Raw genomic sequence first — 23,486 nt, 5'->3', positions numbered from 1 at the left:
TAATGGCACTATATAAAGCTAAATTCGATACAATATCGTCTGGCAACTAACACACTCACTTATAAAGCTTATTCAATGTGTTAAACCGAGCACGGAATATAGGGTAATTTACCTTAATTTGCAACGACAAGGCGCGTATATTGAACAAGCAAACTAAAAAAACATCTGCTGCAACTACCTTATGGCTTTTAACTGTTCTTTTCGGCTTATTTTCATTGTCGAGCTTGGCTGCAGAGAACAACTCTCAAAGCAAAGATAAGAGCAAAAATGAGTCTTGGCAAGTATGGCGTCAAGATGCTGAACTCAAGGTCAGTTATCGTACGAGTCAGTATAACGACTTACTTGAAATAAAAGCTCAAGCACAAGTTGCCTCAAGTTTGGCTGGCTTTATGTATTTTCTTGAAGACTTAGCCTTGCTGCCTGTTTGGCTAGATAATGCTGAATCGGCGAAAATCATTAATCAAATAACCGCTAACGAAAATATTTTCATTACCCGCTTCAAAGGGTTATGGCCCGTTTCTGCCCGCGAAATGGTGGTACATTCCCATTACTGGCAAAACGATAATCTATCAGTTGAAATTGCCGTAAAAGATGCCAGTGATAGCATTATTGCCACTAAAAACACTATTCGCATGCAAGTACTGAAAGCACATTGGTTGGTCGTGCCAACAAAAAACAGCCAAATAGCAATAAGTTACCAATTCATTGTTGACCCTAAAGGGAATATTCCACAATGGCTCACCAAACCTATGACCCTCAATGGTATATGGACCACACTCAACAATATACGAGAGCAGCTACCAAACAGCCCTTGGCAACAAAAAAGTCGCGCAGATATCCAAGAATGGCAATAAGCCTTACCGCTATTTTAAATGCTTTAAATACTTAAGCTGAGCTCTGGATAATGAGTGCTTGATATCCAAATCAAGCAAAAGCTTAGGTGGCAAAGTAAATATTATAGCAAGGCGAACATCACTAATAGCTTATCCAGAGTTCAGGCTACTGACAAACGGAGTGTACCTATTTAGTTATAGGTACACTCACATTAACGACAGAGCCGTTTATGGCAACGAGCAAAGCTCTTGCTCTGCTGGATTGTAATGTTCAACTGACAAGCCAAGTAACTGCGGCACGGTGGCTGAAATGATAATCGATGAAAACGTCCCTACTAAAACCCCTGAAAAAAGCGCCATAGCAAAACCCGCTAATGATTCACCAGCAAATATCCATACCGCTAATATTGTTGCTAGTGTGGTTCCTGAGGTGATCAAGGTTCGCACTATGGTCGCTTTTATTGCCAAGTTAACCATGCTCTCAACACTTTGCTGATTATTCCTTTTCATCATTTCACGTATTTTATCGCCGACAATAATAGAGTCATTTAATGAGTAACCAATAATAGCGAGTAAACTGGCCACTATGGTTAAATCAAAAGGTATATCAAACCAAGCAAAAATTCCCAGCACAATAATAACGTCATGACAAAGCGCAATAACTGAACCTGCCGCTAAACGCCATTCAAATCTAAATGAGAGATAAAGCAATATCATGATCACCGAGGTAATAAGTGCTAAGCCACCTTGATTAATTAACTCATCACCAACTTGACTACCAATATAAATTGAATCCAATGGTATAATGGTTAAGGCGCTTTGTTCAGAAAAATCGCTTAGCCATACTTTGCCTTTCAAGCTTAGCTCGTTATCGGCTTGTTGAACGCTCCAGTGACGACCATTTTCAGCAGATTTTAAACTAAAACTATCAGGTAAATATGAACTTAACAGCGCTTCCATATTCTGTTGGGTAAGTGATTCTTCTGTGGTGAATTCCGTTAAGTAGCCACCGGTAAAATCTAAGCCTAAATTAAGCCCCTTACTGAATATGCCCAGCAGAGAAAAAATGACCAGCGCCGTTGCGAAATACAAACTGATAATACGAAATTTACTTAAGGTTTCATGTTGTTTTAAAAGCAGGTTGTTCATAATTTTACTCCAAGTAACTGAGACTTGTTTTCACGGATCACTAAATTAGTTAAAGCTTTTGAGACAAAAACACCGGTAAACATGCTAGTTAAAATACCCAAACATAGAATGATGGCGAAGCCTTTTACTGCCCCATAGCCAATAGCATATAAAATAATTCCGGTGATCATCGTGGTAATGTTAGCGTCTAAAATCGTAGAAAAAGCATTTTTATAGCCACTTTCGATGGCAAAAAGCACTTTACGCCCGCGTTTTAATTCTTCTTTTATCCTTTCAAATATAAGTACGTTAGTATCAACCGCCATACCGACGGTAAGCACTAAGCCCGCAATACCGGGTAAGGTTAATACAGTACCAGGTAGCAACGACATTAACCCTAGTAAGCTAATCAAGTTTAATCCCAAGGCAGCATTGGCGATAAGTCCCAAACTGCGATACCAAATAAACATAAAGACTAAAGTAATACCAATACCTATAGTTAATGCCTTAATACCGTTATCAATATTATCAACACCTAAAGTTGCTTCAATACTGCGTTGTTGCACTATGGTTACCGGTGCAGTTAATGAACCTGCTCGTAACAATAAGGCTAACTCTTGCGCCTCTTGTGGGCTCGACATATTGGTGATGCTAAATTGCGAGCCCAAATGTTGCTGAATAGTGGCAACATTAATCACTTTGCTCTTTTTCACCATCTCATCGTTCGCATTTCGATAAAACTCGGAAAATACCGTTACCATAGGTTTGCCAATATTTTGCTTAGAAAACATCGACATTTTCTTACCACCCACAGCATCTAAAGTGAGATTAACTAAAGGCATACCCATTTCATCTTGACCTGAGCGAGCATTTTTAATGTGGCTACCAGAAAACACCACTTGGCTATTCATTCTAAGTTGACGACCCGATTTATCACGCATTTGCAATATACCAACAGCATTCGAGTGTTGTGCTAGTTGATAAAAATCTAACGACGCTGTAGCACCAATAATTCTTTTCGCTTCTTCTGGATCATGAACACCCGGAAGCTCAATACGGATCCTGTTTTTACCCTGCTTTTGGGTTACCGCTTCGGTAATACCAAGCTCTTCGATACGACCACGCATAGTTTTCAGCGTTTGGCTCATGGTTTCTTGACGAAATTTCGCTTGCTCGGCTGCTGAATAAGCTAAGGTTACTTGGCTATTGCTAATTTTACTTTGTGTTAATTCGGGGTAGCTTTGAGTAATTTTTGTTAATAGTTGCGCAACCGTGTTGTACTTAGTAGCAGAGAAGCTCAAGGTAATTGAGTGGTTATTCGGCTGTGATACGTTACTCAAGCGAATACGATCAGCTATTGCTAGAGACTTAATGTCCAAGGCAATACCTTGCAATTTATCAAACAATGCTCGCTCGGTATCAACATCAAGAACAAATAACACCCCGCCACTTAAATCTAAGCCTAATTTTATTGGCTCACCATGAAACACCTTCAACCAAGCCGGTGCGTTGTTTTCTATCGAACTATCAATGGTATAATTTGCAGAAAATTGCTCTGTTAATAACTTCTCAATAGCCGCTTGATCCGCGCTATTGGCTAATGTAATCGCGGTGCCTGCTGCTGATGCTCTGATCTCATCGATAGCGAGTTTGTGCTTAACTAACAAACGGTTAATATCTTGAGCTGCTATTGGCTCGCTTTGCGCGTTCTTGCTGGTCAAGTGAACGGTTAGCTTATCTGAATATAAATTAGGTAAGGCGCTGATTAGCATAAACAGCAATACGAATATAATGACAATATTTTGCCATTTCACCTTGTTAACAGGTTTGGTATAACGTGAATTCATCATAAAATCTCTACATAAAAATCGGCTGTAAATTGCTATAACGAAATTAACAGCAAGCACAGCAAGTGACTGATAAATAATTATCAGTGTTAAAACATAACTAATTGATTTTTAATGCTCAGAAAATACAGCTTGGTATTTCCATGGCACAAGAGTGGATGAATTAACTGTGGTAGGTTTTACGTGATGAATACAGCAAATTGCCGTCTTTCCAGCCGGAAAGTCGAGACAAATGGCTGCTATGGCTTAATTGTTCGTACCAAGGTGTGATTAATGGCGGATTAGCTAAATTTTTAAATAGCCCTGCCGTGAGCTTAATTTTAAAAAACTCAACAACTAAATAGTATTCAGGGCTACTTTGTATTTCCGTGTTAAACAATGACGCGTTAAAGGTGTTGCTTCTGGGTAAGTTATATAAAACTTCAGGCTCATCAGTGTCTAAGGAATCGGTTTTTTGCGCTATTTGTGACGCAACTTCATGGCTTGAAGAGTTATCATTAGAAAGTTCTACGATCGGCAAAGCACCAGCTGTTTTAGCTAGTATCAATAAAAATAACATGACTGTTAATTTACGCCACATGAACAAAGAACACTCCTTTTAGATAAACAAAGATATAAGGCACTTTATTAGCTTTTCAATAGTTTGAATTAACTTTTTATTTAAGATGAGTTAATTCGGGTGTGGAGTTTGTACTAGCTTCAACTAAAACCCTCGTGACAAACTCACACCGCGCTACGTGCAATAACTATTGAGAACTTTTCAGCATCGAAAGCGCCATCGCCTCGGCCACTTTAATACCGTCGATACCGGCAGACAATATACCTCCGGCGTAACCTGCACCCTCTCCAGCTGGATATAAGCCTTTTGTGTTAACGCTTTCGAAACTTTCTTTATCACGGGTGATGTTGATGGGTGATGAGGTACGGGTTTCAACCGCCGTTAATGTCGCGTCAGCCATAGAAAAGCCTTTTATTTTACGCTCGAATGCCGGCAGTGCCTCACGAATTGCTTCAATGGCATAATCAGGTAACGTTTCACTTAAATCACAATACTTAACGCCCGGCTTGTAAGAAGGCTCAACAGCGCCATGCTCACCACTTTTGCGCCCCGCAAGAAAATCACCGACAAGTTGTACTGGCGCATCATAGTTTTCACCACCGAGTTTGAAAGCCGTTTCTTCTAAACGACGTTGAAACTCAATACCGGCAAGCACATTATCTTTACTGCCATTTTCGTCATAATCTTCCGGCGATATGCCAACAACAATAGCGCTATTAGCATTACGCTCATGGCGTGAATACTGGCTCATACCATTGGTAACTAAGCGTCCTTCTTCAGATGCTGCCGCAACCACCGTGCCACCTGGGCACATACAGAAGCTATAAACAGAACGCCCATTAGTACAATGATGTACCAACTTATAATCCGCAGCGCCTAAAATTGGGTGACCGGCATTTTCACCAAATCGAGCCTCATCAATCACCGATTGTTCGTGTTCAATTCTAAAGCCAACAGAAAACGGCTTAGCTTTAATAAATACACCTTTTTCATGCAACATCGCAAAAGTATCACGCGCACTATGGCCGATAGCTAAAGCAATATGTTTAGTTTTAATAACTTCACCTGTCGCTAAGGTTAAACCTGTCACTTGCATGTTATCGCTATCATCGTCGACTTTTTCAAAATGAATGTCATCCACGCGCTGCTCAAAACGAACTTCGCCGCCAAGGCGGTTAATTTCAGCACGCATTTGCTCAACCATGGTAACCAATTTAAAGGTACCAATATGTGGTTTACTGACATACAAAATTTCAGCTGGCGCACCAGCATCAACAAACTCATGCAATACTTTACGGCTGTAATGTTTAGGATCTTTTACCTGACTATAAAGTTTACCGTCAGAAAAAGTACCTGCTCCGCCTTCACCAAACTGTACATTTGATTCAGTATTAAGGACTTTTTTACGCCAAAAACCGAAAGTGTCTTTGGTGCGTTGACGTACTTCTTTACCACGCTCTAAAATGATCGGTTTGAAGCCCATTTGCGCTAGTAACAAGCCAGCAAATAAACCACAAGGCCCCATACCAATAACTACTGGGCGCTCAGTTAACGTCTCGGGGGCTTGTGCAACAAATTTATAGCGAGTATCGGGACTGGCTTTAATATTTTGATTTTTAGCATGCTCAGCAATCAGTTCAGCATTTTTTGTTGTATCCACATCAAGGGTATACATCAAAATAATATTGCTTTTTTTGCGGGCATCATAACCACGCTTAAAGATTGAAAAACTCGTTAGCTGCTCAGCCGTGATGTTTAATGTTGCAAGAATAGCTTGCTCTAATTCTTCAGGTTGATGATTTAGTGGTAATTTGACGTTAGTTAAACGCAACATATAATGTATCCAAAGCGAGACTAGGGTAAAAATTTGCGCCATTTTACCTGATAGTACTAGCGATACCAAATACTAAACCGACACAATAGAAAAACAATAATTGAATTTGCTAGCAAGCTAGGTATGATCGGCGCTTTTATCGCAGCAGTGCGAATCGATTTAACATACCAACAAGATAAAACGAGCAAAATATAATGGCCTTTGTAGTTACTGATAACTGTATTCAATGCAAGTACACGGATTGTGTCGCGGTTTGCCCAGCGGATGCTTTTCATCAAGGACCAAACTTTTTAGTTATTAATCCTGAGTCATGCATTGATTGCGACCTATGCCCGGTTGAATGCCCTGCTGAAGCTATTTATCAAGAAGATGAAGTGCCAGAAAACCAAAAAGACTTTATCGAGCTTAACGCTGAATTGGCGAAAGTATGGCCTGTGATCACCGACGTTATTCCTGCGCCAGCAGATGCCGAACAATGGGATGGAGTAGCAAATAAAATTAACCACCTGATCACTGATCTCGATTAATTTTAGCCCGCAAGTAAAAGTACAACAATAAAAACTCTCTAGCTAAGTTAATTGCTTTATTCAGCAAAACAGCTGTGCTTCTCACCAAGCTTTATTGGCTAAAATTCGCACTTTCTTTAAAAATGTTCATACTAAAAGTACGATTCATCGAGTGAGTATTAGGAGGCAACATGCCCCATAAACTTAAAGAGCAACGTATTGAATGTCCCAATTGCGGTCACCATATTCGTGTCAGTTTAGACCCTAGCGAAGGCGATCAAGATTACTATGATGAATGTCCAGCCTGCTGTATGGAAATACATTTGAATTTACATGTTGATGAATACAATCAAAAAATTCAGCTGGCGGTTGCCAGTGATGATGAGCAAGTTTTTTAACTAGCTTACTTGCCTCACCATTTAATAGCGCATTGATATTAACCTGTAGCAAAAATTGTTCATGTTAGCGTAAATTCATTCGCTCAAGAGTTTGAACTATAGTCATGGTTTGCTGATCAAATTCGATATTAACTTTATCGCCAACAAGCACATGTTGTAAATTGGTGCGAGATAAGGTCTCAGGGATCAAATGTACCGAAAAACCCCCATCAACATCTACGCCAAGGGTTAAACTAATACCATTGATGCTGATAAAACCTTTAGCAAAAATATATTTTTGATATTCCGGCGCTAAACTAAAGCTCAGTGTGCAGTTGTCCTTGCTATCAATTCTATTGATAACAACAGCTTGAGTATGAACATGACCGCTGAGCATATGCCCACCAATTTCATCGCCAATTTTCAGCGACCGTTCAACATTAACTTGCGTACCTAAGGTAATATCTGCCAAATTAGATACCCGTAATGTTTCATCGATAACATCAAAACTTATGTAGCTTTTATCTGCAGTCAAATGACCAAATTCTACCGCGGTTAAGCAAACACCATTAATAGCAACGCTAGCCCCTATTTCAAGATGTTCAATCAAACGATTTTCCAAAGAAACCTTTAACCTTATCGCATTATTTTTACTAATTATCGCAATTACTTCAGCTTGTGATTGCACTATACCTGTAAACATATATCATCCAGATAAATAACTTTATTTTTTGCTATCTTAGCAAGAAAAACCTAATGATATAATTGCCTTGATGAACATTAACCGCTTTTTTTCCAATAGTAAAAACCTGATGAAATTGGCTTATCCAATTTTAATTGCTCAATTGATCCAAAACTTAATGGGCTTTGCCGATACCGTTATGGCTGGCCGAGTTAGCGCTACTGATATGGCAGCCGTTGCGGTGGCGAGTAGTGTTTGGTTGCCGCTGATTTTAACTATTTCTGGTTTGGTCATGGCATTGGCAAGTATTATTTCACAATTATCTGGCGCTAAACAATTTGATGACGTGGCAAAAAGCAGCTACCAAACCGCTTGGATAGCAGTATTTTTTTCTATCATTGTTATCATAGCCTATTACATTGCTACACCATTATTAATCAACTCAATCTCATTAGAGCCAGCATTAAAACAGTTAATGTTCGATTACTTAGGCTACATTGTTTGGGGTGGCCCGGGATATTGTCTTTATTTAGTATTACGTAATTACTCTGAGGGTTTATCTTTTACCCGCCCTACCATGATCATCAGTATTTTAGGTTTACTGATTAACATCCCTGCCAACTATATATTTATTTATGGTGAATTTGGTATGCCTGCCCTGGGTGGTGCCGGTTGTGGTATTGCCACAGCCATTGTTTATTGGGTAATGTTTTTTGGCATGTTGGCTTATGCTTATTATTCAAAACATTTAAAACATGCACCACTATTTAAAAAGTTCTATTGGCCTGACTGGTCTGAAATGAAAGTTATCATGGCACTGGGTATGCCAATCGCATTTTCATTACTGTTTGAAGTCAGCTTATTTGCCGTAGTGGCAATAATATTAGCGCCATTTGGTGCGAATGTAGTAGCAAGCCATCAAATAGCGATTAACTTCTCTGGGCTCGTGTTCATGGTGCCATTAAGTTTAGCGATGGCAGTCACTATTAAAGTGGGCTTTGAAGTTGGTAATAAAAATTTAGAAAATGCCAAAGAGCTTTGTCGCTATTCAGTCATATTAGGATTAATTATTGCTGTTGCAACAGCTGCGCTAACATTATTGTTTAGTACACAAATCGCCGCTATTTACACCACGGACATTGAAGTACTTGAGCTTGCTGCTAGCCTGATGTTTTTAGCCGCCCTATTTCAATTTTCAGATGCAATACAAGTTATTTCAGCTGGCGCATTACGTGGTTATAAAGACACAAAATCAATTTTATATATTACCTTTTTCTCGTATTGGATTGTCGGTTTGTCATTTGGGTTGATATTAGGACTTACAGACTGGATAGTACCAGCAACGGGTCCTTATGGTTTTTGGGTTGGTTTTATATCAGGCTTAACCGTGGCAGCGGTATTATTAGCTTGGCGTTTAAAAATAGTACAACAGCGCCTCGATCAACAAGTTGCCTTGGAGCACACCACGCAATAACTGATGTATTCAGCCTGAATTGATAATATTTATTAGCCTATTCGCAGTTTAAATGAACAACCGCCACGACAACTGCTGAATTAATCAGCAGTTGCATCTAATTTTAAATAAAATCGCTTGCACTTAATAAAACAGATCGCTAACATAGCGCCTCGTTGAGTTGCTCAACGTTTGTAGTAAAAATGCTCGCTTAGCTCAGTTGGTTAGAGTACTTGCATGACATGCAAGGTGTCACTGGTTCGAGTCCAGTAGCGAGCACCATATTCGGGTTTAATAACCCAAAAAAAACCCGAAAAGCCTTTATTAAAAGTTTCTCGGGTTTTTTTACGTCTGAAATTTATCTTAAAAGTGTTTAATCACTTGCTAGTATTCCCAATTAAAATTTTAATAACAGTAGGTTAATAAATGCATACATTATCTCAGTTAAAGTCTGGAGAACTAGCAGGTATCACACGTTTAAAGATATCTGAAAATTTAACCTGCTTCCCGGTAGAGATTTTGTCATTAGCTGATAGCTTAGAAATTCTAGACTTATCAGATAACCAATTAACCGCGCTACCAAACGAACTTGTTAAGCTAAAAAAGCTGAAAATAATTTTCGCCTCAAATAACCTTTTTACTGCCCTGCCAGAAGCATTAGGTGGTTGTGAAAGTTTAGAAATGATCGGCTTTAAATCCAACCAAATTCATCAGGTTTCTGCTCGTTCGCTACCCGCTAAGCTACGCTGGTTGATATTAACTGATAACTGTATTGAAACCTTGCCTGACAGTTTAGGTGAGCGCCCAAGGCTACAAAAGCTGGCATTAGCGGGTAACAGATTAACGAAATTACCGTTAACTTTAGCGCAGTCACATAACCTTGAACTCGTTCGTATTTCAGCAAACAAGTTAACCCAATGTCCAAGCCAGTTACTTAACTTACCTAAACTTGCTTGGTTTGCTTTTTCCGGCAACCCATTCAGCCACACTGAACTTAACATCGCATCAGTGCCAACATTACCGGCATCAAGTTTTACATTACACGAAGTGTTAGGACAAGGTGCTTCTGGCATTATTTCAAAGGCAACTTGGACTGAAAACCAAGCAGTATTCCCCAATGAAGTGGCCGTAAAGGTTTTTAAGGGTTCAGTAACCAGTGACGGTTACCCAAAAGACGAGTTACAAGCATGTTTAAAGGCCGGTAGACATAAGAATATCGTCAATTCTTTAGCACAAGTTAATGACAACGGTTATCTAGCCTTAATTATGTCTTTAATACCTGAGCACTTTAAAAACTTAGGTTTACCACCAACTTTCGCCACTTGTACACGTGATACTTTCCCGACAGAATTAACCTTAAGCATTGTCGACATTGATAAAATAATCACGCAAATGCAAGATGTATTCGAGCACTTACATGCCAACCAAGTATGTCATGGCGACTTATACGCACATAACACGTTGTTTGATAACAATGCTAATATCATCTTTGGCGACTTTGGTGCGGCAACTATGTACCACATGCTAGATAGCGGCCAACAAACGTTAATTAAAAATATTGAGCGTAGAGCATTAAATTACTTTATTGAAGACTTATTAAGCATTTGCCATCACCAGGATAAACAAAGTCCAATGTTTAAAGCCATTAAACAAAAAATTAGTAGCGACAATGCAGAATAAATCACACAACAGCCTTGTGAACTCGTCGGTATGGCTAATTTAACAAGGTTAATATCGAAATTACTAATGAGTTATCATCAACGCTTGTTATAATGCCATGACGCAAATTTTATAGAAGACACTATGAACTACATCTCAATTGACGAATTAAAAAACGCTTGGATATTCAAGCATAAAAGCCTACCGGTTAAGGTCGGCGATAAGCACATGATAAAGCCTATGACGGCTAATCGCGCAAAAATGCTTTGGGATGCCAATATTAGTAAACAGGTTGATCACCCTGATTTCTTTAAAAAAGGTGACTGGCCAGAAAATGGTAAAAACTGGATCGACAATGGCAAATGGGAAAGCATTTGGGATAGTGAAGAAAGCGCGTTGCCTGAGCAAATATTAAGCCATTTAACGTGGGACAATAACACTGTGGTCTATTATTGTAGTGCCCGTGATAACGTTATCGAAACAACATGGGCAGTGTTTAAACGTTGCTGGAAAAACTTTTTATTTATGGATGACGGTGCCATCTTGATTGCTAAAAAACGCAAAGAGACCGCACAATTTCTTTCAACTGGTTATTTTAAGGTCGGTTACAAACCCTTATAGTTCAGTATAAAGCTTGATAGCGACAGCTTTATTGAAAACTCAATAACAGTGGCACGTGATATACACCACGTTCGTAAAAAGGTCAGATATGTCTAACTCTATGCCATTAGAAAAAATATTTATTGTTATGGCCATTATCCTAGGCTTAGGTTCAACTGTTGATTTAGCTTATGCTTTAGTCAGCGCAGATGTAGAATTAGTTGAGTTTTTACGTTGCGTATTAAATATCATTATTGCTGTTTTTTTATATCGATATTTTAAGAAAAAACACCAAGCTAAAATGGCATTAGCTGCGAAAAATCAGCAAAATGTGATGAATTAGCCTATCAATTGTAGCATGACATAATTAACTAAATAGTTACCAGCGACTCGCTTTGACAATTTACCTGCAACCATAGTCATAGCGTCAGTATTTGATAGTGAGTAATGATTAAGTTAGTTATCTCGCAGAGCAGTCGTTCATCACTCATCGTACCTTGAGGATAGTAGTATACTCAGTGTCACTGACTCGTATCTAACGCATTATGGTTATATGCTTTAGCTATCAATTTTTCTGACGATAACCAATCAACCCAACCTGACAAGCAAGCGCTTGCAGCACATTCAAGTAAGCTATTTTTGAACTTTTAGACATAAGCTTTTAACTTTGAGCTTAATGGAGTAATTATTAAATGATAGATGTTTTGGCTGTTTTTATTACTTTTTTTGCCGTTATAGACCCAATAGGCACTGTGCCAGTATTCATCGCGGTGACCGACCAATATGACCAAAAAACAAAACGCCGTATTGCGTTGCTCTCCACCATTATTTCTATGTGCGTATTATTATTTTTTGTTGTGGTTGGGGAGTTCGTCCTCAAAGCGCTGTCAATTCCGTTGCCTGCCTTTCAAATATCAGGTGGCATCATATTATTTCTTTTTGCATTAAATATGATCTTTGGTGACAGTAAACCTGAAGAAGAAATAAGATTATTAGATCAATCACATAAAGATACTGCGGTTTTTCCACTGGCGGTGCCATCAATTGCAAGCCCTGGTGCGATGTTAGCAGCAGTATTATTAACTAAAAATTCGGTATACAGCGTTTGGGAGCAAATACAAACAGCCACCGTCATGCTGTCAGTATTAGTCATAACGTATCTCTTAATGCTGTTAGCCGGCGCCATTAATAAAATTATAGGTAGCAGTGGCGCAAGTGTCATCAGCCGAGTAATGGGGTTAATACTTGCCTCTGTTGCAACCACAAATATTTTGCTAGGTTTTAGCGAGTATTATAGTGTTCAATAAATACAACTAACGCATACCTTACTCAAACGCCCTTCTTTTTTATTGAAGGGTGAAGAGCGCCCCAGCAAAGCTCACTAGCCCTAAAACACCACCGACAATTTGGCACCAGTAAAAGCTTGATTCTCAGCTTTCCAATATTCACCATCAATTTGCCTTAAACGAGTAAACGCTTCAATTTGTAGATGATCAAACTTAACGCCGGCACCGATACCAACATAGCCATCAATATTATTAGCTTCGTCATATCGACGTCTATTACTAACAACAAAATCATTTTTTTGATCCGACGAATAAATACGGTATTCATCATCTTCATTGCGATCATTAAGCGCTAACTCGCCTAAATCAAAGCCAACTTCTGCATAAGCGAACACATCTGAAAAGTAGCCTAGTTTCAAGCCTGCCTCCCAAGCAAAATAATCATGTTTAACGTTATCTCGGTCTGTAACATCGCCATGTCCAATAGAAGTTAACACTGAAGCACCAAAGTTAGAATTACGATGAGTAAACCACATTTCAGCACCAATACCGGAAATGTTATTACCGTCATTGACTTCATTTTTAATGAAAAAACCAAACCTAGGGCTTTCGTATGCATTAGCATTAAATATGGAAAGAAATTGCAGTATAAAAAACGCAATAAATAATAAAGCAAACCTCTCTTTGCTTCTTGTTGTGCTCTGCTGACAGTAATTTTGCGTTAATATCGACATTTTAGTGCTATTTCCTGAACATTATCAATGCCGTAAGCTTAAGTAAAATAGCTGTTTAATTCAGTAGCCAAACTGTCAGTTAAAGCATAATAAGTGTCAGAAAATGTAAGAAGTAATATAGCAAATCAGCATTGTATAGTAAGTGTTATATAGCAGGAATAACCATGATGCACATACCACTACATTGAACTTGTACTGTGTAACCAGCGTTATAGCGAAAAGTAATACGAACAGTCTGCCATTGAAGATAACGTCTAAAAAGCCAAACAAGTATCAATATATTTTCGCTATCCTGTATAAGTCCAATACTTATCAGCTTATACAGCTGTTATGTAAGGTGAAAAGTCATTCATAAATGCGTAGTATTAAATAGCCTACAATCCCCCAAAATAACAGTGTAATGGCTCTGTAGGCTGACAAGTTACACATCAATCAATAAAGCTGTTGATTAAGGCTTAAGCTTGTTCTTTAATCGCTTCGGCGCTAGGTATTTTAATTGCTTCAATATTTGGCTGCGCACCCGGTTATTCAGTCGCACCTTCTCTCGAGCCTTCACTCGACTCTTCACTGGATAATAACACCGCAAACCATCGGCCTTCTGCAGAGCTTTCTAAAGCAATTTTAATGATCATGGTAAGTGGTACTGACAATAACATACCAACAGTTCCCAGCAGCCATCCCCAAAAGATTAATGAAATAAACACCACTAATGTTGAAAGCCCGAGGCCGCGTCCTAAATAACGCGGTTCAACCACATTACCCATAACCGTATTTATCGTTAAATAACCTAAGCCAATAAAACCTGCTGCCGCAGGCCCTAATTGTAAAACAGCTAACGACATTGCCGGTACAGCAGCAATTATCGAACCGATATTTGGAATATAATTAAGTAAAAAAGCGAGTACGCCCCATAAAAGATAAAAATCTAAGCCAAAAGCCCACAGCATTACCGATACACAAACACCGGTGGCAATACTAACAAGGGTTTTAATCGCAAGGTAATTATTAACTGACGCTAAAAACTCATCAATCTGTTTAATACGAGCTTGCGGATCGTCCAAGGCTAAATGCAATTTATGCGACACTGTTGATGCTTCAAACAACATAAAAATTACAGTAATAATAATTAAAAATAAATTTGCCATTACACCGCCCAAGCCACTGAGCATATTAGCAGCTAAGCCCATTGCCGCGCCGGGATCAAAATACTCAATAAGTAACTCATGCGAAATAACAATATTATAGCGATCAAGCTGCTGAGTCAGCCAAATAAATTGCTCTTGCAGTTGCTCTCGATAGGCGGGAATTAATTCCGACAACTCATTTAATGAATTACCAACAAGACCTGCAAGTGACAAGGCAATAGAGACAAAAAGAACAATAACAAATATAACCGCTATCGGTTTTGGAATTTTGTAGTCAGCAGCTTTTGTCACCAAAGGGTTACAAATAATGGCGATAAATGCCGATAATAAAAATGGCACTAATAATGTTGCTGCAACCTTAATACCTGCCAATACGACAAATAATGCCGCGGTAACCAATAAAAATTTAACCGCGCCGCCAGCCTTTCCTTGTAAAGCCATTTAATAAACCCTGCATGTTGTTTAATTTGATAGTAAGTTATTAAAACTATACGCGATTATGTGACCATCAAGCCAGTATTTATTCAACCGCGTATCGTTATTTCTTGTTAATTGACAATTACATTGTTCGTCTGATCAAGGTCACGCTCGATAAATTAAGTAAGCGCCAACAACTCAGCATACCAATACTACCAACAAAAAACGCTCCAGCTCCAATGCCAACAAGCCAATATTGAAAATGGAAACTGCCTGGCATATTAAAAACTTGGCTTTGTAAAATATATACCGCTATTTCCATACCGACACTGGCCATTAAGCCCGCGATAGCCCCTAAGGCAACAAACTCATATAACACACTATTACGCAGTAATTTCCCACTAGCGCCTAAGGTTCTTAAAATGGCAAGTTCTCGCTCTCTTTCTTCCATACTGGCTTGTACTTGAGCAATTAACACCAAACTTCCGGCAAGCACTACTAAGATAAGAATTAGCTGAATAGCGACAGAAACTTGCTCAATGATATTATTGAGCTGCGCCATAATAGCGGCAAAATCCATTAAGGTAATGGTAGGAAAATCAGCCATAAAGCGATAAACCATATCTCGGTCTTGCGCCGATATTGACCAAGCTGAAATTGAAGTTGTCGGAAATTTATCAAGTACACTTTGATTAAATACCATAATGAAATTTAATTGTCGGCTTTGCCAGTTTACTTCTCGGATACTGGTTACTGGCACCGTAAATTCGTCAGAGCCTAAGGTAAAGGTTAAGTTATCTCCTAACTTTATCTCTAAACGTTCAGCGATATTACTTTCAATCGATACTTGTGGTTTATCATCACCAACTTGCCACCACTGCCCGGCAATAATTTCATTTTCTTCAGGTAATTCAGTACGCCAAGTTAAACCAAGCTCGCGGCCCATACCTTGCCTACTTTTTTGTTGCTCAGTTTTCTTAGCCGCTTGTTTTTCCTTGTCGGCAGGTGTGGCGTCATTTGCTGCTTGCTCATCTGGCTTATCTTCATCAACCGTCTTAATACCGTTTATTGCAGATAAGCGACCACGGTAAACATGATAAAAACCTTGATTAGCAATATCGTGCTCTGCAACAAATTGTTTTAATGGGTCTATTTGCGCTTCACTGATGTTAATTAAATAATGGTTTGGCGTGCCTTCAGGAAATTGCTGCTCCCATTCTGACAAAATTGAGCTTTTCATCACGGTAATAAGTAGCAATAATTTAATAGCAATCGTAAAACTGACTAATTGCACACTGTTTTCACTGGCACGTCGCTTTAAGTTAGCCAAGGCTAAATGCCATGACTTACCTGCTTTAGTACCCACACTTCTCCCTGCGCTCATTAAGCCGCGACCAAACATCAACAAAATAAACGACACCACAACACCGCCAAGTAGCAATGCTGCGCTCATCACCAGATCTTGGCTAAAAATATATAACAGTAAAAATAACGCAAGCAAAGGCGGTAATTGATGCCAGCCAAATCGTGCCACTTTATTTTGGCTAAAACCACGAATGACATTTAATGGCGAGCTTTGCACTAAGCTCATAATAGGATGAATGGCAAAGGCAATTGCACATAATAAACCAGTAAATATCGCGGTTAAGAATGGCACAAAGGTCAAAGGCGCATCAGCTAATGACAAATAACTTGCAATGGCATTAACTCCTAATAATAACAAGCCATAGCCAACCAATAAGCCGGTAGCAATACTTAAACAACTCAGTAAGGTCCAATGTAAACAATAGAGCTTTCTAACATGCGAAATTGACGCACCCAATGCTTTAAATATCGACACCGTAGACTGATGTCGCTGCCCATAACGACGACTGGCAACTGCCACAGCAACGGCCGCTAAAACAATACCCAACATACTGGCTAACGATAAAAACTTTTCGGCTGTGTCTAATATTCTCGATAATCTATTTTGTGCGGCTTTGGCATCATACCAGCGTTGCGATTCATTAATTTGCGGTTTTATCCATGCTTCAAAGGTTTCAATAGCTTGGTTTTCACCGGCAAATAAATATTTATAGGTAATACGACTACCGGGCTGAATTAGCTCGGTTTTTGGCATATCGGCAATATTTAAAATCACCGTTGGACCTGCGATAAAGGCACGATATGAACGATCAGGAATATCAGTAACAATACCCGCAATGGTTAATGGCGCTAAGCCAATTTCAATGCTGTCACCAATTTTGACATCTAAACGACTTAACACACTTGGCTCAACCCACACTGTGCCTACTTGGGGTGCACTTGCAATAACGCTTTCAGCTTGTGTTGATGAGGTTTTTACTCTTAACTCGCCACGTAATGGATAACTATCCGACACCGCATCAAGTTCACTCAGTAGCATATTATCGCCGGCGAATGCCATTGACTCTGTTTCTATTTTTTTTGCAGACTTCAGCGCTAATGACTGACTTTTCTCAATAATGCTTGGATCGACTTCTGACGACATTCTTAAGACGCGATCGGCACCAATGGTGTTAGTGCTATTGGCAACAATGGCGTGTTTAATTTGCCCAGAAAAACCCGTTAGTGAAAATACCGTGGCAACAGCAAGTACAATAGCCAGAAAAATAATTGTTAATTCGCCACGACGAAGTTCATGATGCAATAAACGTAATGACTGAACAAACCACATAGATGATGCTTTAGGGGTAAGGTTACTCATAAATTATCCTACTTGTGGCGCTGACATTTCAGTTTTATTGTCATGCTCAGGAGTGGAAAACTCGAGCTTCTCGGTCAGCACCCCGCTGTCCATTTCAACTTGTCGCTGACAACGAGCAGCTAACTTAGCATCATGAGTAACTAGCACTAAGGTTGTGCCTTCTTTAGCATTTAAGTCAAAAATTAAGTCTGTAATATGCTGTCCGGTCTTACTATCTAGGTTTCCTGTTGGCTCATCAGCAAATAAAATATCTGGTTTAGAGATAAATGCCCGTGCTATTGCCACACGCTGCTGCTCACCGCCAGAAAGCTGAGAGGGGTAATGATCCAAGCGATCAGCTAACCCCACTTGAGCAAGTAAAGCTTCTCCGCGTGCTTGCGCATCAGGCAAGTTAGCCAACTCTGCGGGCAACATCACATTTTCAAGTGCGGTTAAACTGTTAATTAATAAAAACTGCTGAAAAATAAAACCAACATGTTGTGCCCTTACTTGGCTACGTTGCTCTTCATTAAACTGGTGTAATGGCTTGTTTTTAAGATACACTTGTCCAGAGCTTGGTAAATCCAAGCCAGCTAAAATTGATAATAACGTTGTTTTACCTGAACCAGACGAACCCACAATAGCAAGTGATTCCCCCGCAGTTACCGTTAAATTAAGTGGCTGAAGTAAAGCGAGGGTTTTATCTTCAACTTGCACTGATTTTGTTAGGTTATTTACGCTTAAAATACTCTCGGAAGTTACATGCATGAAAAATTATCCACTTTTAATATTATTTATTAGCTTATTTTTTGTCACTGCAGCTAACGCAGCTGCGAAAGATACAAAAACCAATACGGTTGATAACGACATTAGTATCAACTCAGTCACCAAAATTTTACTGTTAGGTGATAGTATCAGCGCAAGTTATGGGATGAAACCCAAACAAGGCTGGGTTCATTTGCTCAATCAAAAGCTTATCGAACAACAGCAACCATACACAATAATAAATGCTAGCGTTAGTGGTGAAACCACGAGTGGCGGATTATCTCGCCTGTCAGGCATTTTAGCGAATGAGAATGTTGATCATTTACTGATAGAGCTAGGTGGAAATGACGGTTTGCGGGGCTACTCACCCAAGCTTATCAAAAATAATTTGTTACAAATGGTGCAGTTAGCACAAAGTAAAAACATCAACGTTTCAATGATTAAAATCAAAATAACGCCAAACTATGGCCCTAGATATAATAAAATGTTTGAACAAGTATTCGAAGATGTAGCAAAATCTAGCAATATCAAATTATTACCTTTTTTTATGGAAGCGGTTGCGATGGATAAAAACCTGATGCAAGCAGACGGCATTCATCCAAATGCACAAGCACAACCAATAATAGCTGACTATGTTGAGCAACAGCTCAAAACACTCATGACAACGGAGCATTAACGTAACATGGAATTTACTTGGATTGGCTTTGCTTTTATATGTGGTTTATTAACTAAGCTTATTTCTTTACCACCTTCAATTGGCTACTTGGCCGCAGGGTTTATATTAAATTTTTTGGGTTACCAAGCTGATAGCATGATCACAGTGCTAGCTGATATTGGCATTACATTAATGCTATTTACCATTGGCTTAAAACTCAATGTTAAAGACTTAATTAAACCTGAAGTTTGGTTTGGTAGTTTAAGCCATACTATTTTCTGGCTTTTGTTTGGCTTAATCATAGTAAAGGCCATTGCACTGGCTGCTATTCCACTTTTCAGTGATCTCGACATCGTCACCTCTGCTTTAATTGTTTTTGCTTTAAGCTTCAGCAGCACAGTATGCGTGGTCAAATTGATGGAAGATCATGGAGAAATGCGCACTCGCCACGGTAAGTTAGCAATAGGAATACTGGTAATGCAAGATATTATTGCCGTGGTATTTTTAGTATTAGCCACTGGTAAAGTGCCAAGCCCATGGGCGGCATTGTTGTTACTTTTCATTCCACTAAAACCTTATATTAATAAAGGCATTGATAAAGCCGGGCATGGTGAATTAATACCATTAATGGGCTTTTTTATTGCTTTTGGTGCTTATGAGTTATTTGAACTTATGAAAATTAAAGGTGACTTTGGTGCCCTTTTAGCCGGTATGTACTTAGCATCGCACCTTAAAGCCAGTGAAATAACAAAATCATTACTCAGCTTCAAAGACTTGTTCTTAATTGGCTTTTTTCTCTCAATAGGTTTTACTGCGCTACCAACGATGGAAATGCTAGCCATAGCATCCGTACTAACACTCTTGTTGCCGGTTAAATTTTTGCTGTTTTTCTTTATTTTAGTCAAGTTGAAACTACGTGGTAGAACAGCATTTTTGTCTGCTTTAGCGTTAAGTAATTTTAGTGAGTTTGGCCTGATAGTAGCCGCTCTCAGTAACAAATCAGGTTGGTTGTCTCCAGAGTGGCTAGTCATACTGTCATTAGCCGTTTCATTATCATTTATATTAACAAATATTTTGTATAACTTTGCTCATGATTACTTTGCTAGAAACAAAGATAAATTCAAACGCTTTGAAAGTAACAAACGCTTACAAGAAGACAACTTTGTTCAGCCTTGTGAAGCCCCCATTGCCATTATTGGTATGGGTCGAGTCGGCATGGGTGCTTATAAAGCGTTAAATGCTCAAATTGGCAATCAAGTTTGGGGGCTAGATACTGACAAAGACAAAGTCCAATGGTTGAACGAAAAAGGCATTCAAGCCTATTTGGGAGATGCTGAAGACGCTGATTTTTGGGAAAGTATTGACCTGAGCAAAATTGAACTAACACTTTTAGCTTTGCCTTCGGTTCAAGATATTATGAATATCACTGCACAAATTAAGCGCACTAATTACCGTGGAAAAATTGCTGCCATAGCGAGATACGATGATGAACGGATAGCGTTAGAGGAATTTGGTGTCGACAAAGTATTCAACTTTTACAACGAAGCTGGTGTTGGTTTTGCAGAAGAAAGTCTTGGCTTAATTAAGCCGGTACAAGTACTAGAAACCAATTAAACAGCTTGATGAGCCGTGGGCGATTATTGTCCTTTAAACAATGGCCAATCATGAAACGAACTGTATTCATGCATCACTAAATATATCAAGTGAAACCATTAAAAGTTGCCCACCCAAAAAGCGTGGGCTAGTCGCTTGCCATTTATGGTCAGCAATATTTTTATCATACAATGGAGTGTCTCTGTGGTGATTAAAAAGTTATTCGTTAGTTTGTATTTTGGCGTGTGTGTATGTAGTGCTACAACGCAAAAAATTGATTTTGATGAAATTTTACAGTGTCACAATAACGCTAAAGCTCCAGGGATGGCTGTCAGATTAGAGCAGTCAGGTAAACACATTTACAGTGGGGCTATTGGTGTAGCGAATATCGAAACAATGAAAGCTCTTCATGTCGACGATATCTTTCAAATAGGCTCTGTTACGAAAACGTTTACAGCTGCCGCTATCTTGAAACTATCAGAAAAAAACAAACTATCGCTACAAGACACGTTAGGTAAGTTTATTCCTGATATTAACCCAGAATATAAATACTTAACGATTGATAGAGTTTTAAGCCATACCTCTGGTCTACCTGATTACTTAGGAGACCCTGCAGTAAGTAAAATTTATGATAAATATGCTTCGATTGATCAAGTTATTCAAAGCATTAGTAAGCAGCCTCTTAACTCTAAGCCCGGCAAGAAATATAGTTACTCAAACTTGGGCTACGTTTTATTAGGTAAAATTATTGAAGTTTCTTCTGGTGTTCCTTATGACCAGTTCATGCTTAATACATTTTTTAAACCGTTAAACATGGCTAATACCTTTGTAATAACAGCTGGAACATCTGCTGGAGAAGTCAACGGCTACACGAGTAGCCGTAATGAACCTCAAAAGTACCTGCCTGCTGCAGAGTCAACTCAACGACAGTGGAATGTTGATCGTAGTTGGATCTATTCTGCGGGCGCTATTGCTTCTACGCTTGCTGATATGAGCCTTTGGCAAAACGCATTAAAATCAGGCAATATTATTTCAAAAGAAAGCTACAAGCTAATGACTACCAGCGCTAAATTGAACAATAAAGAGTCGATAAACTATGGATATGGCTTAGATATATACCCAATAACTGGATTAGACAGCGTTAGCCATCAAGGACAGGTTCCTGGATTTTTTGCTTGGCATGTTTATTTTCCAAATGAAGGCTTAACTGCTACAGCATTTACTAACATCGATAGTAAGCATCCAGGTCCCGCTTTGTTGGATATGATTGCGCTGCAGTTAAATCTATCCCCTAAACCAGTACTAGATAGAGAAAAAATTAAGCATATGGCCGCAAGGTTAGTGGGCAGTTATCGCTCTCCCGACGCTAAGATTTTAAATATTTTATTCGAAGATGACACTCTTTATTCTCAATATAAAGGTGAGAATAAACGAAAACTCATCGCACGAGAAAACAACTCGTATTCTTATCAATGTACTGAAAACTATTTTCAGCTTAGGGAAAATAACGGAAAAAATGAAATTGTTCCCGTATATTTATATCAAGGTGAGCAAGAAGCGTTGATTAAATTGTAAATATAATCAATGGAAAACAATTGGTCGCTTAAAATCTTAAAATGGTGTTATGCTTACTGCGATATGGGGCACTTGTCACCAATAAAGGATTATAAAATGATTAAACTACTATTTATATTTTTGACATTATTTACCTCAAATGTTTTCGCCAACAATGACTACAGCTCAGATGTTGCTAACGACATTCAATCAATTTATTGGCTGAACAAAAATACAGACGGCGCAATTGTCTATGCAAAACATCATGGCTTTGTTCAGTTAAGAAACTTTATTGATACTGCCCTCCTTACAAGCAACCAAGTTATACCCAAACCACTTGAAAATACAGGTAGTAAATTTAATCATAAACAGGCAGAGCAACTGTTATTAATGTTACCTGCTGCCAAAAAATGGTTGGTTGTTTACTTTACAAAAGATCAAATATCATTTGATGGACAAACCTACTCTGTTGATCCAAACCTTATGAAAGAAATGACTACGATGAATCATTATCGTATAAACAAAGGTGATTTAATATCTAGTCAGTTGTTGGATATAGCTAAAAAGTCATTTGGCTTGTCATAATTTAAAGCTAAGAGTTTAAACCTAAGAATTTAAACCTAAAACTCATGCTTAAAAACTTACCCCTATAAATTTGCACCAACGAGTGCTAAACAATTGGCTAGCGTTCGTTGTTCACCATTTCAGCCACCAACTTGTCGCCGCCAGTAGGCGTTCTATGTAAAGGATAATTATGCTCAAGCGAATAGCGTTAAGCTCAATGTTTATAGCCGCAATTTTTTCCACTAAAGCGCAAAGTGATGAATGTAATTTTACAGGTATTTGGACACACTCAGCTAAACCTGCAAAACTTTTTGTTGATGTATCTAAAGGTGGAGTCTGGGTTTATTCTCACGATTTAAACCCAGACGCTATTGGCTTAGTGGTATTAAAAAGCCTCCAAATAGGCGCACCGAAAGCTTCTTGGCATGCAAAAATGTACAGTGCAGCCGAAGATGCATTTGTCGCTGTTCAAATAACTTCAAACAGCTGTGATCAGCTAAGTGTTGGCTATCAAGGCGAAGAAGTATTAGCGCTAGTGAGGTGAGTTAACAGATAACAACGGTGCAAGCGCGACAATTTACAGTGGCTTGC

The 23,486-nt window shown here is 38.8% G+C and carries 22 protein-coding genes and 1 tRNA gene; 14 read left to right on the top strand and 9 right to left on the bottom strand.

Features of this window, described 5'->3' with window-relative positions:
- The first annotated feature begins 140 nt into the window (after nt 1-140).
- Nucleotides 141-854, top strand: coding sequence for an START domain-containing protein (locus B0169_RS04015; RefSeq protein WP_158077047.1), 714 nt, complete (start codon nt 141-143; stop codon nt 852-854).
- A 207-nt stretch (nt 855-1,061) separates the two neighbouring features.
- On the opposite strand, the gene secF is transcribed toward B0169_RS04015, so the two are convergent.
- From secF to B0169_RS03995, 4 genes are all read right to left on the bottom strand, one after another.
- Complete coding sequence (gene secF, locus B0169_RS04010) at nt 1,062-1,982, bottom strand: protein translocase subunit SecF (RefSeq protein ID WP_077284674.1); 921 nt, start codon at nt 1,980-1,982, stop codon at nt 1,062-1,064.
- Entirely contained in the window at nt 1,979-3,811 is a 1,833-nt protein-coding gene (gene secD / locus B0169_RS04005; RefSeq protein WP_235838458.1) for a protein translocase subunit SecD, read from the bottom strand. The genes secF and secD overlap by 4 nt, the downstream gene beginning before the upstream one ends.
- 160 nt (nt 3,812-3,971) lie before the next feature.
- On the bottom strand, nt 3,972-4,388 hold the full coding sequence (locus tag B0169_RS04000; protein WP_077284672.1) for a hypothetical protein: 417 nt from the start codon (nt 4,386-4,388) through the stop codon (nt 3,972-3,974).
- 166 nt (nt 4,389-4,554) lie between these two features.
- Nucleotides 4,555-6,201: an NAD(P)/FAD-dependent oxidoreductase gene (locus B0169_RS03995; RefSeq protein ID WP_077284881.1), complete on the bottom strand. Its 1,647-nt coding sequence runs from the start codon at nt 6,199-6,201 to the stop codon at nt 4,555-4,557.
- A gap of 194 nt (nt 6,202-6,395) precedes the next feature.
- Between B0169_RS03995 and fdxA the strand changes: the two genes are divergently transcribed.
- Entirely contained in the window at nt 6,396-6,728 is a 333-nt protein-coding gene (gene fdxA / locus B0169_RS03990) for a ferredoxin FdxA (protein WP_077284671.1), read from the top strand.
- 170 nt (nt 6,729-6,898) lie between these two features.
- Nucleotides 6,899-7,105 (top strand): CPXCG motif-containing cysteine-rich protein, encoded by a 207-nt coding sequence (locus B0169_RS03985; RefSeq protein WP_077284670.1) that lies wholly within the window; start codon nt 6,899-6,901, stop codon nt 7,103-7,105.
- A 64-nt stretch (nt 7,106-7,169) separates the two neighbouring features.
- On the opposite strand, the gene B0169_RS03980 is transcribed toward B0169_RS03985, so the two are convergent.
- Complete coding sequence (locus B0169_RS03980) at nt 7,170-7,787, bottom strand: riboflavin synthase subunit alpha (RefSeq protein ID WP_077284669.1); 618 nt, start codon at nt 7,785-7,787, stop codon at nt 7,170-7,172.
- Nucleotides 7,788-7,896: 109 nt separating this feature from the next.
- On the opposite strand from B0169_RS03980, the gene B0169_RS03975 reads away from it, so the two are divergent.
- The 6 genes from B0169_RS03975 (at nt 7,897) to B0169_RS03950 (ending at nt 12,785) form a co-directional block, all read left to right on the top strand.
- Nucleotides 7,897-9,240 carry an MATE family efflux transporter gene (locus tag B0169_RS03975; protein ID WP_235838457.1) on the top strand — a complete coding sequence of 448 codons (1,344 nt, stop codon included), beginning with the start codon at nt 7,897-7,899 and terminating at the stop codon, nt 9,238-9,240.
- A 184-nt stretch (nt 9,241-9,424) separates the two neighbouring features.
- Nucleotides 9,425-9,501, top strand: a tRNA-Val gene (locus B0169_RS03970).
- Between the two features lie 144 nt (nt 9,502-9,645).
- Nucleotides 9,646-10,899 (top strand): protein kinase domain-containing protein, encoded by a 1,254-nt coding sequence (locus B0169_RS03965; protein ID WP_077284667.1) that lies wholly within the window; start codon nt 9,646-9,648, stop codon nt 10,897-10,899.
- A 123-nt stretch (nt 10,900-11,022) separates the two neighbouring features.
- The gene (locus B0169_RS03960) at nt 11,023-11,499 is read left to right on the top strand and encodes a DUF2947 family protein (RefSeq protein WP_077284666.1); all 477 of its coding nucleotides are present in this window, start codon (nt 11,023-11,025) and stop codon (nt 11,497-11,499) included.
- An 88-nt stretch (nt 11,500-11,587) separates the two neighbouring features.
- A complete protein-coding gene (locus B0169_RS03955; protein ID WP_077284665.1) occupies nt 11,588-11,821 on the top strand; it encodes a hypothetical protein in 234 nt (77 codons plus the stop codon).
- Between the two features lie 349 nt (nt 11,822-12,170).
- Nucleotides 12,171-12,785 (top strand): MarC family protein, encoded by a 615-nt coding sequence (locus B0169_RS03950; RefSeq protein WP_077284664.1) that lies wholly within the window; start codon nt 12,171-12,173, stop codon nt 12,783-12,785.
- A gap of 80 nt (nt 12,786-12,865) precedes the next feature.
- Here B0169_RS03950 and B0169_RS03945 read toward each other — a convergent pair whose 3' ends face one another.
- The 4 genes from B0169_RS03945 to B0169_RS03930 all read right to left on the bottom strand — a co-directional run bounded on the left by B0169_RS03945 (nt 12,866) and on the right by B0169_RS03930 (nt 18,532).
- Nucleotides 12,866-13,498, bottom strand: coding sequence for a hypothetical protein (locus tag B0169_RS03945; protein ID WP_077284663.1), 633 nt, complete (start codon nt 13,496-13,498; stop codon nt 12,866-12,868).
- Between the two features lie 524 nt (nt 13,499-14,022).
- A complete protein-coding gene (locus tag B0169_RS03940) occupies nt 14,023-15,084 on the bottom strand; it encodes an AI-2E family transporter (RefSeq protein ID WP_077284662.1) in 1,062 nt (353 codons plus the stop codon).
- A 118-nt stretch (nt 15,085-15,202) separates the two neighbouring features.
- Nucleotides 15,203-17,785 (bottom strand): ABC transporter permease, encoded by a 2,583-nt coding sequence (locus B0169_RS03935; RefSeq protein ID WP_077284661.1) that lies wholly within the window; start codon nt 17,783-17,785, stop codon nt 15,203-15,205.
- A gap of 3 nt (nt 17,786-17,788) precedes the next feature.
- Nucleotides 17,789-18,532 (bottom strand): ABC transporter ATP-binding protein, encoded by a 744-nt coding sequence (locus tag B0169_RS03930; protein WP_077284660.1) that lies wholly within the window; start codon nt 18,530-18,532, stop codon nt 17,789-17,791.
- On the opposite strand from B0169_RS03930, the gene B0169_RS03925 reads away from it, so the two are divergent.
- The 5 genes from B0169_RS03925 (at nt 18,531) to B0169_RS03905 (ending at nt 23,439) form a co-directional block, all read left to right on the top strand.
- Nucleotides 18,531-19,205 (top strand): arylesterase, encoded by a 675-nt coding sequence (locus B0169_RS03925; RefSeq protein WP_077284659.1) that lies wholly within the window; start codon nt 18,531-18,533, stop codon nt 19,203-19,205. The two genes, B0169_RS03930 and B0169_RS03925, sit on opposite strands and share 2 nt — an antisense overlap.
- A 6-nt stretch (nt 19,206-19,211) precedes the next feature.
- Nucleotides 19,212-20,798, top strand: a complete 1,587-nt coding sequence (locus tag B0169_RS03920) for a cation:proton antiporter family protein (protein ID WP_077284658.1) — start codon at nt 19,212-19,214, stop codon at nt 20,796-20,798.
- Nucleotides 20,799-20,981: 183 nt separating this feature from the next.
- The gene (locus tag B0169_RS03915; RefSeq protein ID WP_235838456.1) at nt 20,982-22,352 is read left to right on the top strand and encodes a serine hydrolase domain-containing protein; all 1,371 of its coding nucleotides are present in this window, start codon (nt 20,982-20,984) and stop codon (nt 22,350-22,352) included.
- Between the two features lie 96 nt (nt 22,353-22,448).
- Entirely contained in the window at nt 22,449-22,916 is a 468-nt protein-coding gene (locus B0169_RS03910) for a hypothetical protein (protein WP_077284657.1), read from the top strand.
- Between the two features lie 169 nt (nt 22,917-23,085).
- On the top strand, nt 23,086-23,439 hold the full coding sequence (locus B0169_RS03905; protein WP_077284656.1) for a hypothetical protein: 354 nt from the start codon (nt 23,086-23,088) through the stop codon (nt 23,437-23,439).
- Nucleotides 23,440-23,486 lie beyond the last annotated feature (47 nt).

The sequence above is a fragment of the Cognaticolwellia aestuarii genome, assembly GCF_002000025.1.
Lineage (GTDB): Bacteria > Pseudomonadota > Gammaproteobacteria > Enterobacterales > Alteromonadaceae > Cognaticolwellia > Cognaticolwellia aestuarii.
The sequence above is the reverse complement of the archived record's forward strand: the minus strand, read 5'-3'. Positions and strand labels throughout refer to the sequence as shown.

Excerpts from the sequence above, each read along its gene's own strand:
- B0169_RS03945 (WP_077284663.1), bottom strand. The coding sequence starts at position 13,498 with ATGTCGATATTAACGCAAAATTACTGTCAGCAGAGCACAACAAGAAGC.
- B0169_RS03910 (WP_077284657.1), top strand. The coding sequence starts at position 22,449 with ATGATTAAACTACTATTTATATTTTTGACATTATTTACCTCAAATGTT.
- secD (WP_235838458.1), bottom strand. The coding sequence starts at position 3,811 with ATGATGAATTCACGTTATACCAAACCTGTTAACAAGGTGAAATGGCAA.
- B0169_RS03975 (WP_235838457.1), top strand. The coding sequence starts at position 7,897 with ATGAAATTGGCTTATCCAATTTTAATTGCTCAATTGATCCAAAACTTA.
- B0169_RS03940 (WP_077284662.1), bottom strand. The coding sequence starts at position 15,084 with ATGGCTTTACAAGGAAAGGCTGGCGGCGCGGTTAAATTTTTATTGGTT.
- B0169_RS03950 (WP_077284664.1), top strand. The coding sequence starts at position 12,171 with ATGATAGATGTTTTGGCTGTTTTTATTACTTTTTTTGCCGTTATAGAC.
- B0169_RS03995 (WP_077284881.1), bottom strand. The coding sequence starts at position 6,201 with ATGTTGCGTTTAACTAACGTCAAATTACCACTAAATCATCAACCTGAA.
- B0169_RS03905 (WP_077284656.1), top strand. The coding sequence starts at position 23,086 with ATGCTCAAGCGAATAGCGTTAAGCTCAATGTTTATAGCCGCAATTTTT.
- B0169_RS03960 (WP_077284666.1), top strand. The coding sequence starts at position 11,023 with ATGAACTACATCTCAATTGACGAATTAAAAAACGCTTGGATATTCAAG.
- B0169_RS03925 (WP_077284659.1), top strand. The coding sequence starts at position 18,531 with ATGAAAAATTATCCACTTTTAATATTATTTATTAGCTTATTTTTTGTC.
- fdxA (WP_077284671.1), top strand. The coding sequence starts at position 6,396 with ATGGCCTTTGTAGTTACTGATAACTGTATTCAATGCAAGTACACGGAT.
- B0169_RS03955 (WP_077284665.1), top strand. The coding sequence starts at position 11,588 with ATGTCTAACTCTATGCCATTAGAAAAAATATTTATTGTTATGGCCATT.
- B0169_RS03920 (WP_077284658.1), top strand. The coding sequence starts at position 19,212 with ATGGAATTTACTTGGATTGGCTTTGCTTTTATATGTGGTTTATTAACT.
- secF (WP_077284674.1), bottom strand. The coding sequence starts at position 1,982 with ATGAACAACCTGCTTTTAAAACAACATGAAACCTTAAGTAAATTTCGT.
- B0169_RS03930 (WP_077284660.1), bottom strand. The coding sequence starts at position 18,532 with ATGCATGTAACTTCCGAGAGTATTTTAAGCGTAAATAACCTAACAAAA.
- B0169_RS03985 (WP_077284670.1), top strand. The coding sequence starts at position 6,899 with ATGCCCCATAAACTTAAAGAGCAACGTATTGAATGTCCCAATTGCGGT.
- B0169_RS04000 (WP_077284672.1), bottom strand. The coding sequence starts at position 4,388 with ATGTGGCGTAAATTAACAGTCATGTTATTTTTATTGATACTAGCTAAA.
- B0169_RS03935 (WP_077284661.1), bottom strand. The coding sequence starts at position 17,785 with ATGAGTAACCTTACCCCTAAAGCATCATCTATGTGGTTTGTTCAGTCA.
- B0169_RS03965 (WP_077284667.1), top strand. The coding sequence starts at position 9,646 with ATGCATACATTATCTCAGTTAAAGTCTGGAGAACTAGCAGGTATCACA.
- B0169_RS03980 (WP_077284669.1), bottom strand. The coding sequence starts at position 7,787 with ATGTTTACAGGTATAGTGCAATCACAAGCTGAAGTAATTGCGATAATT.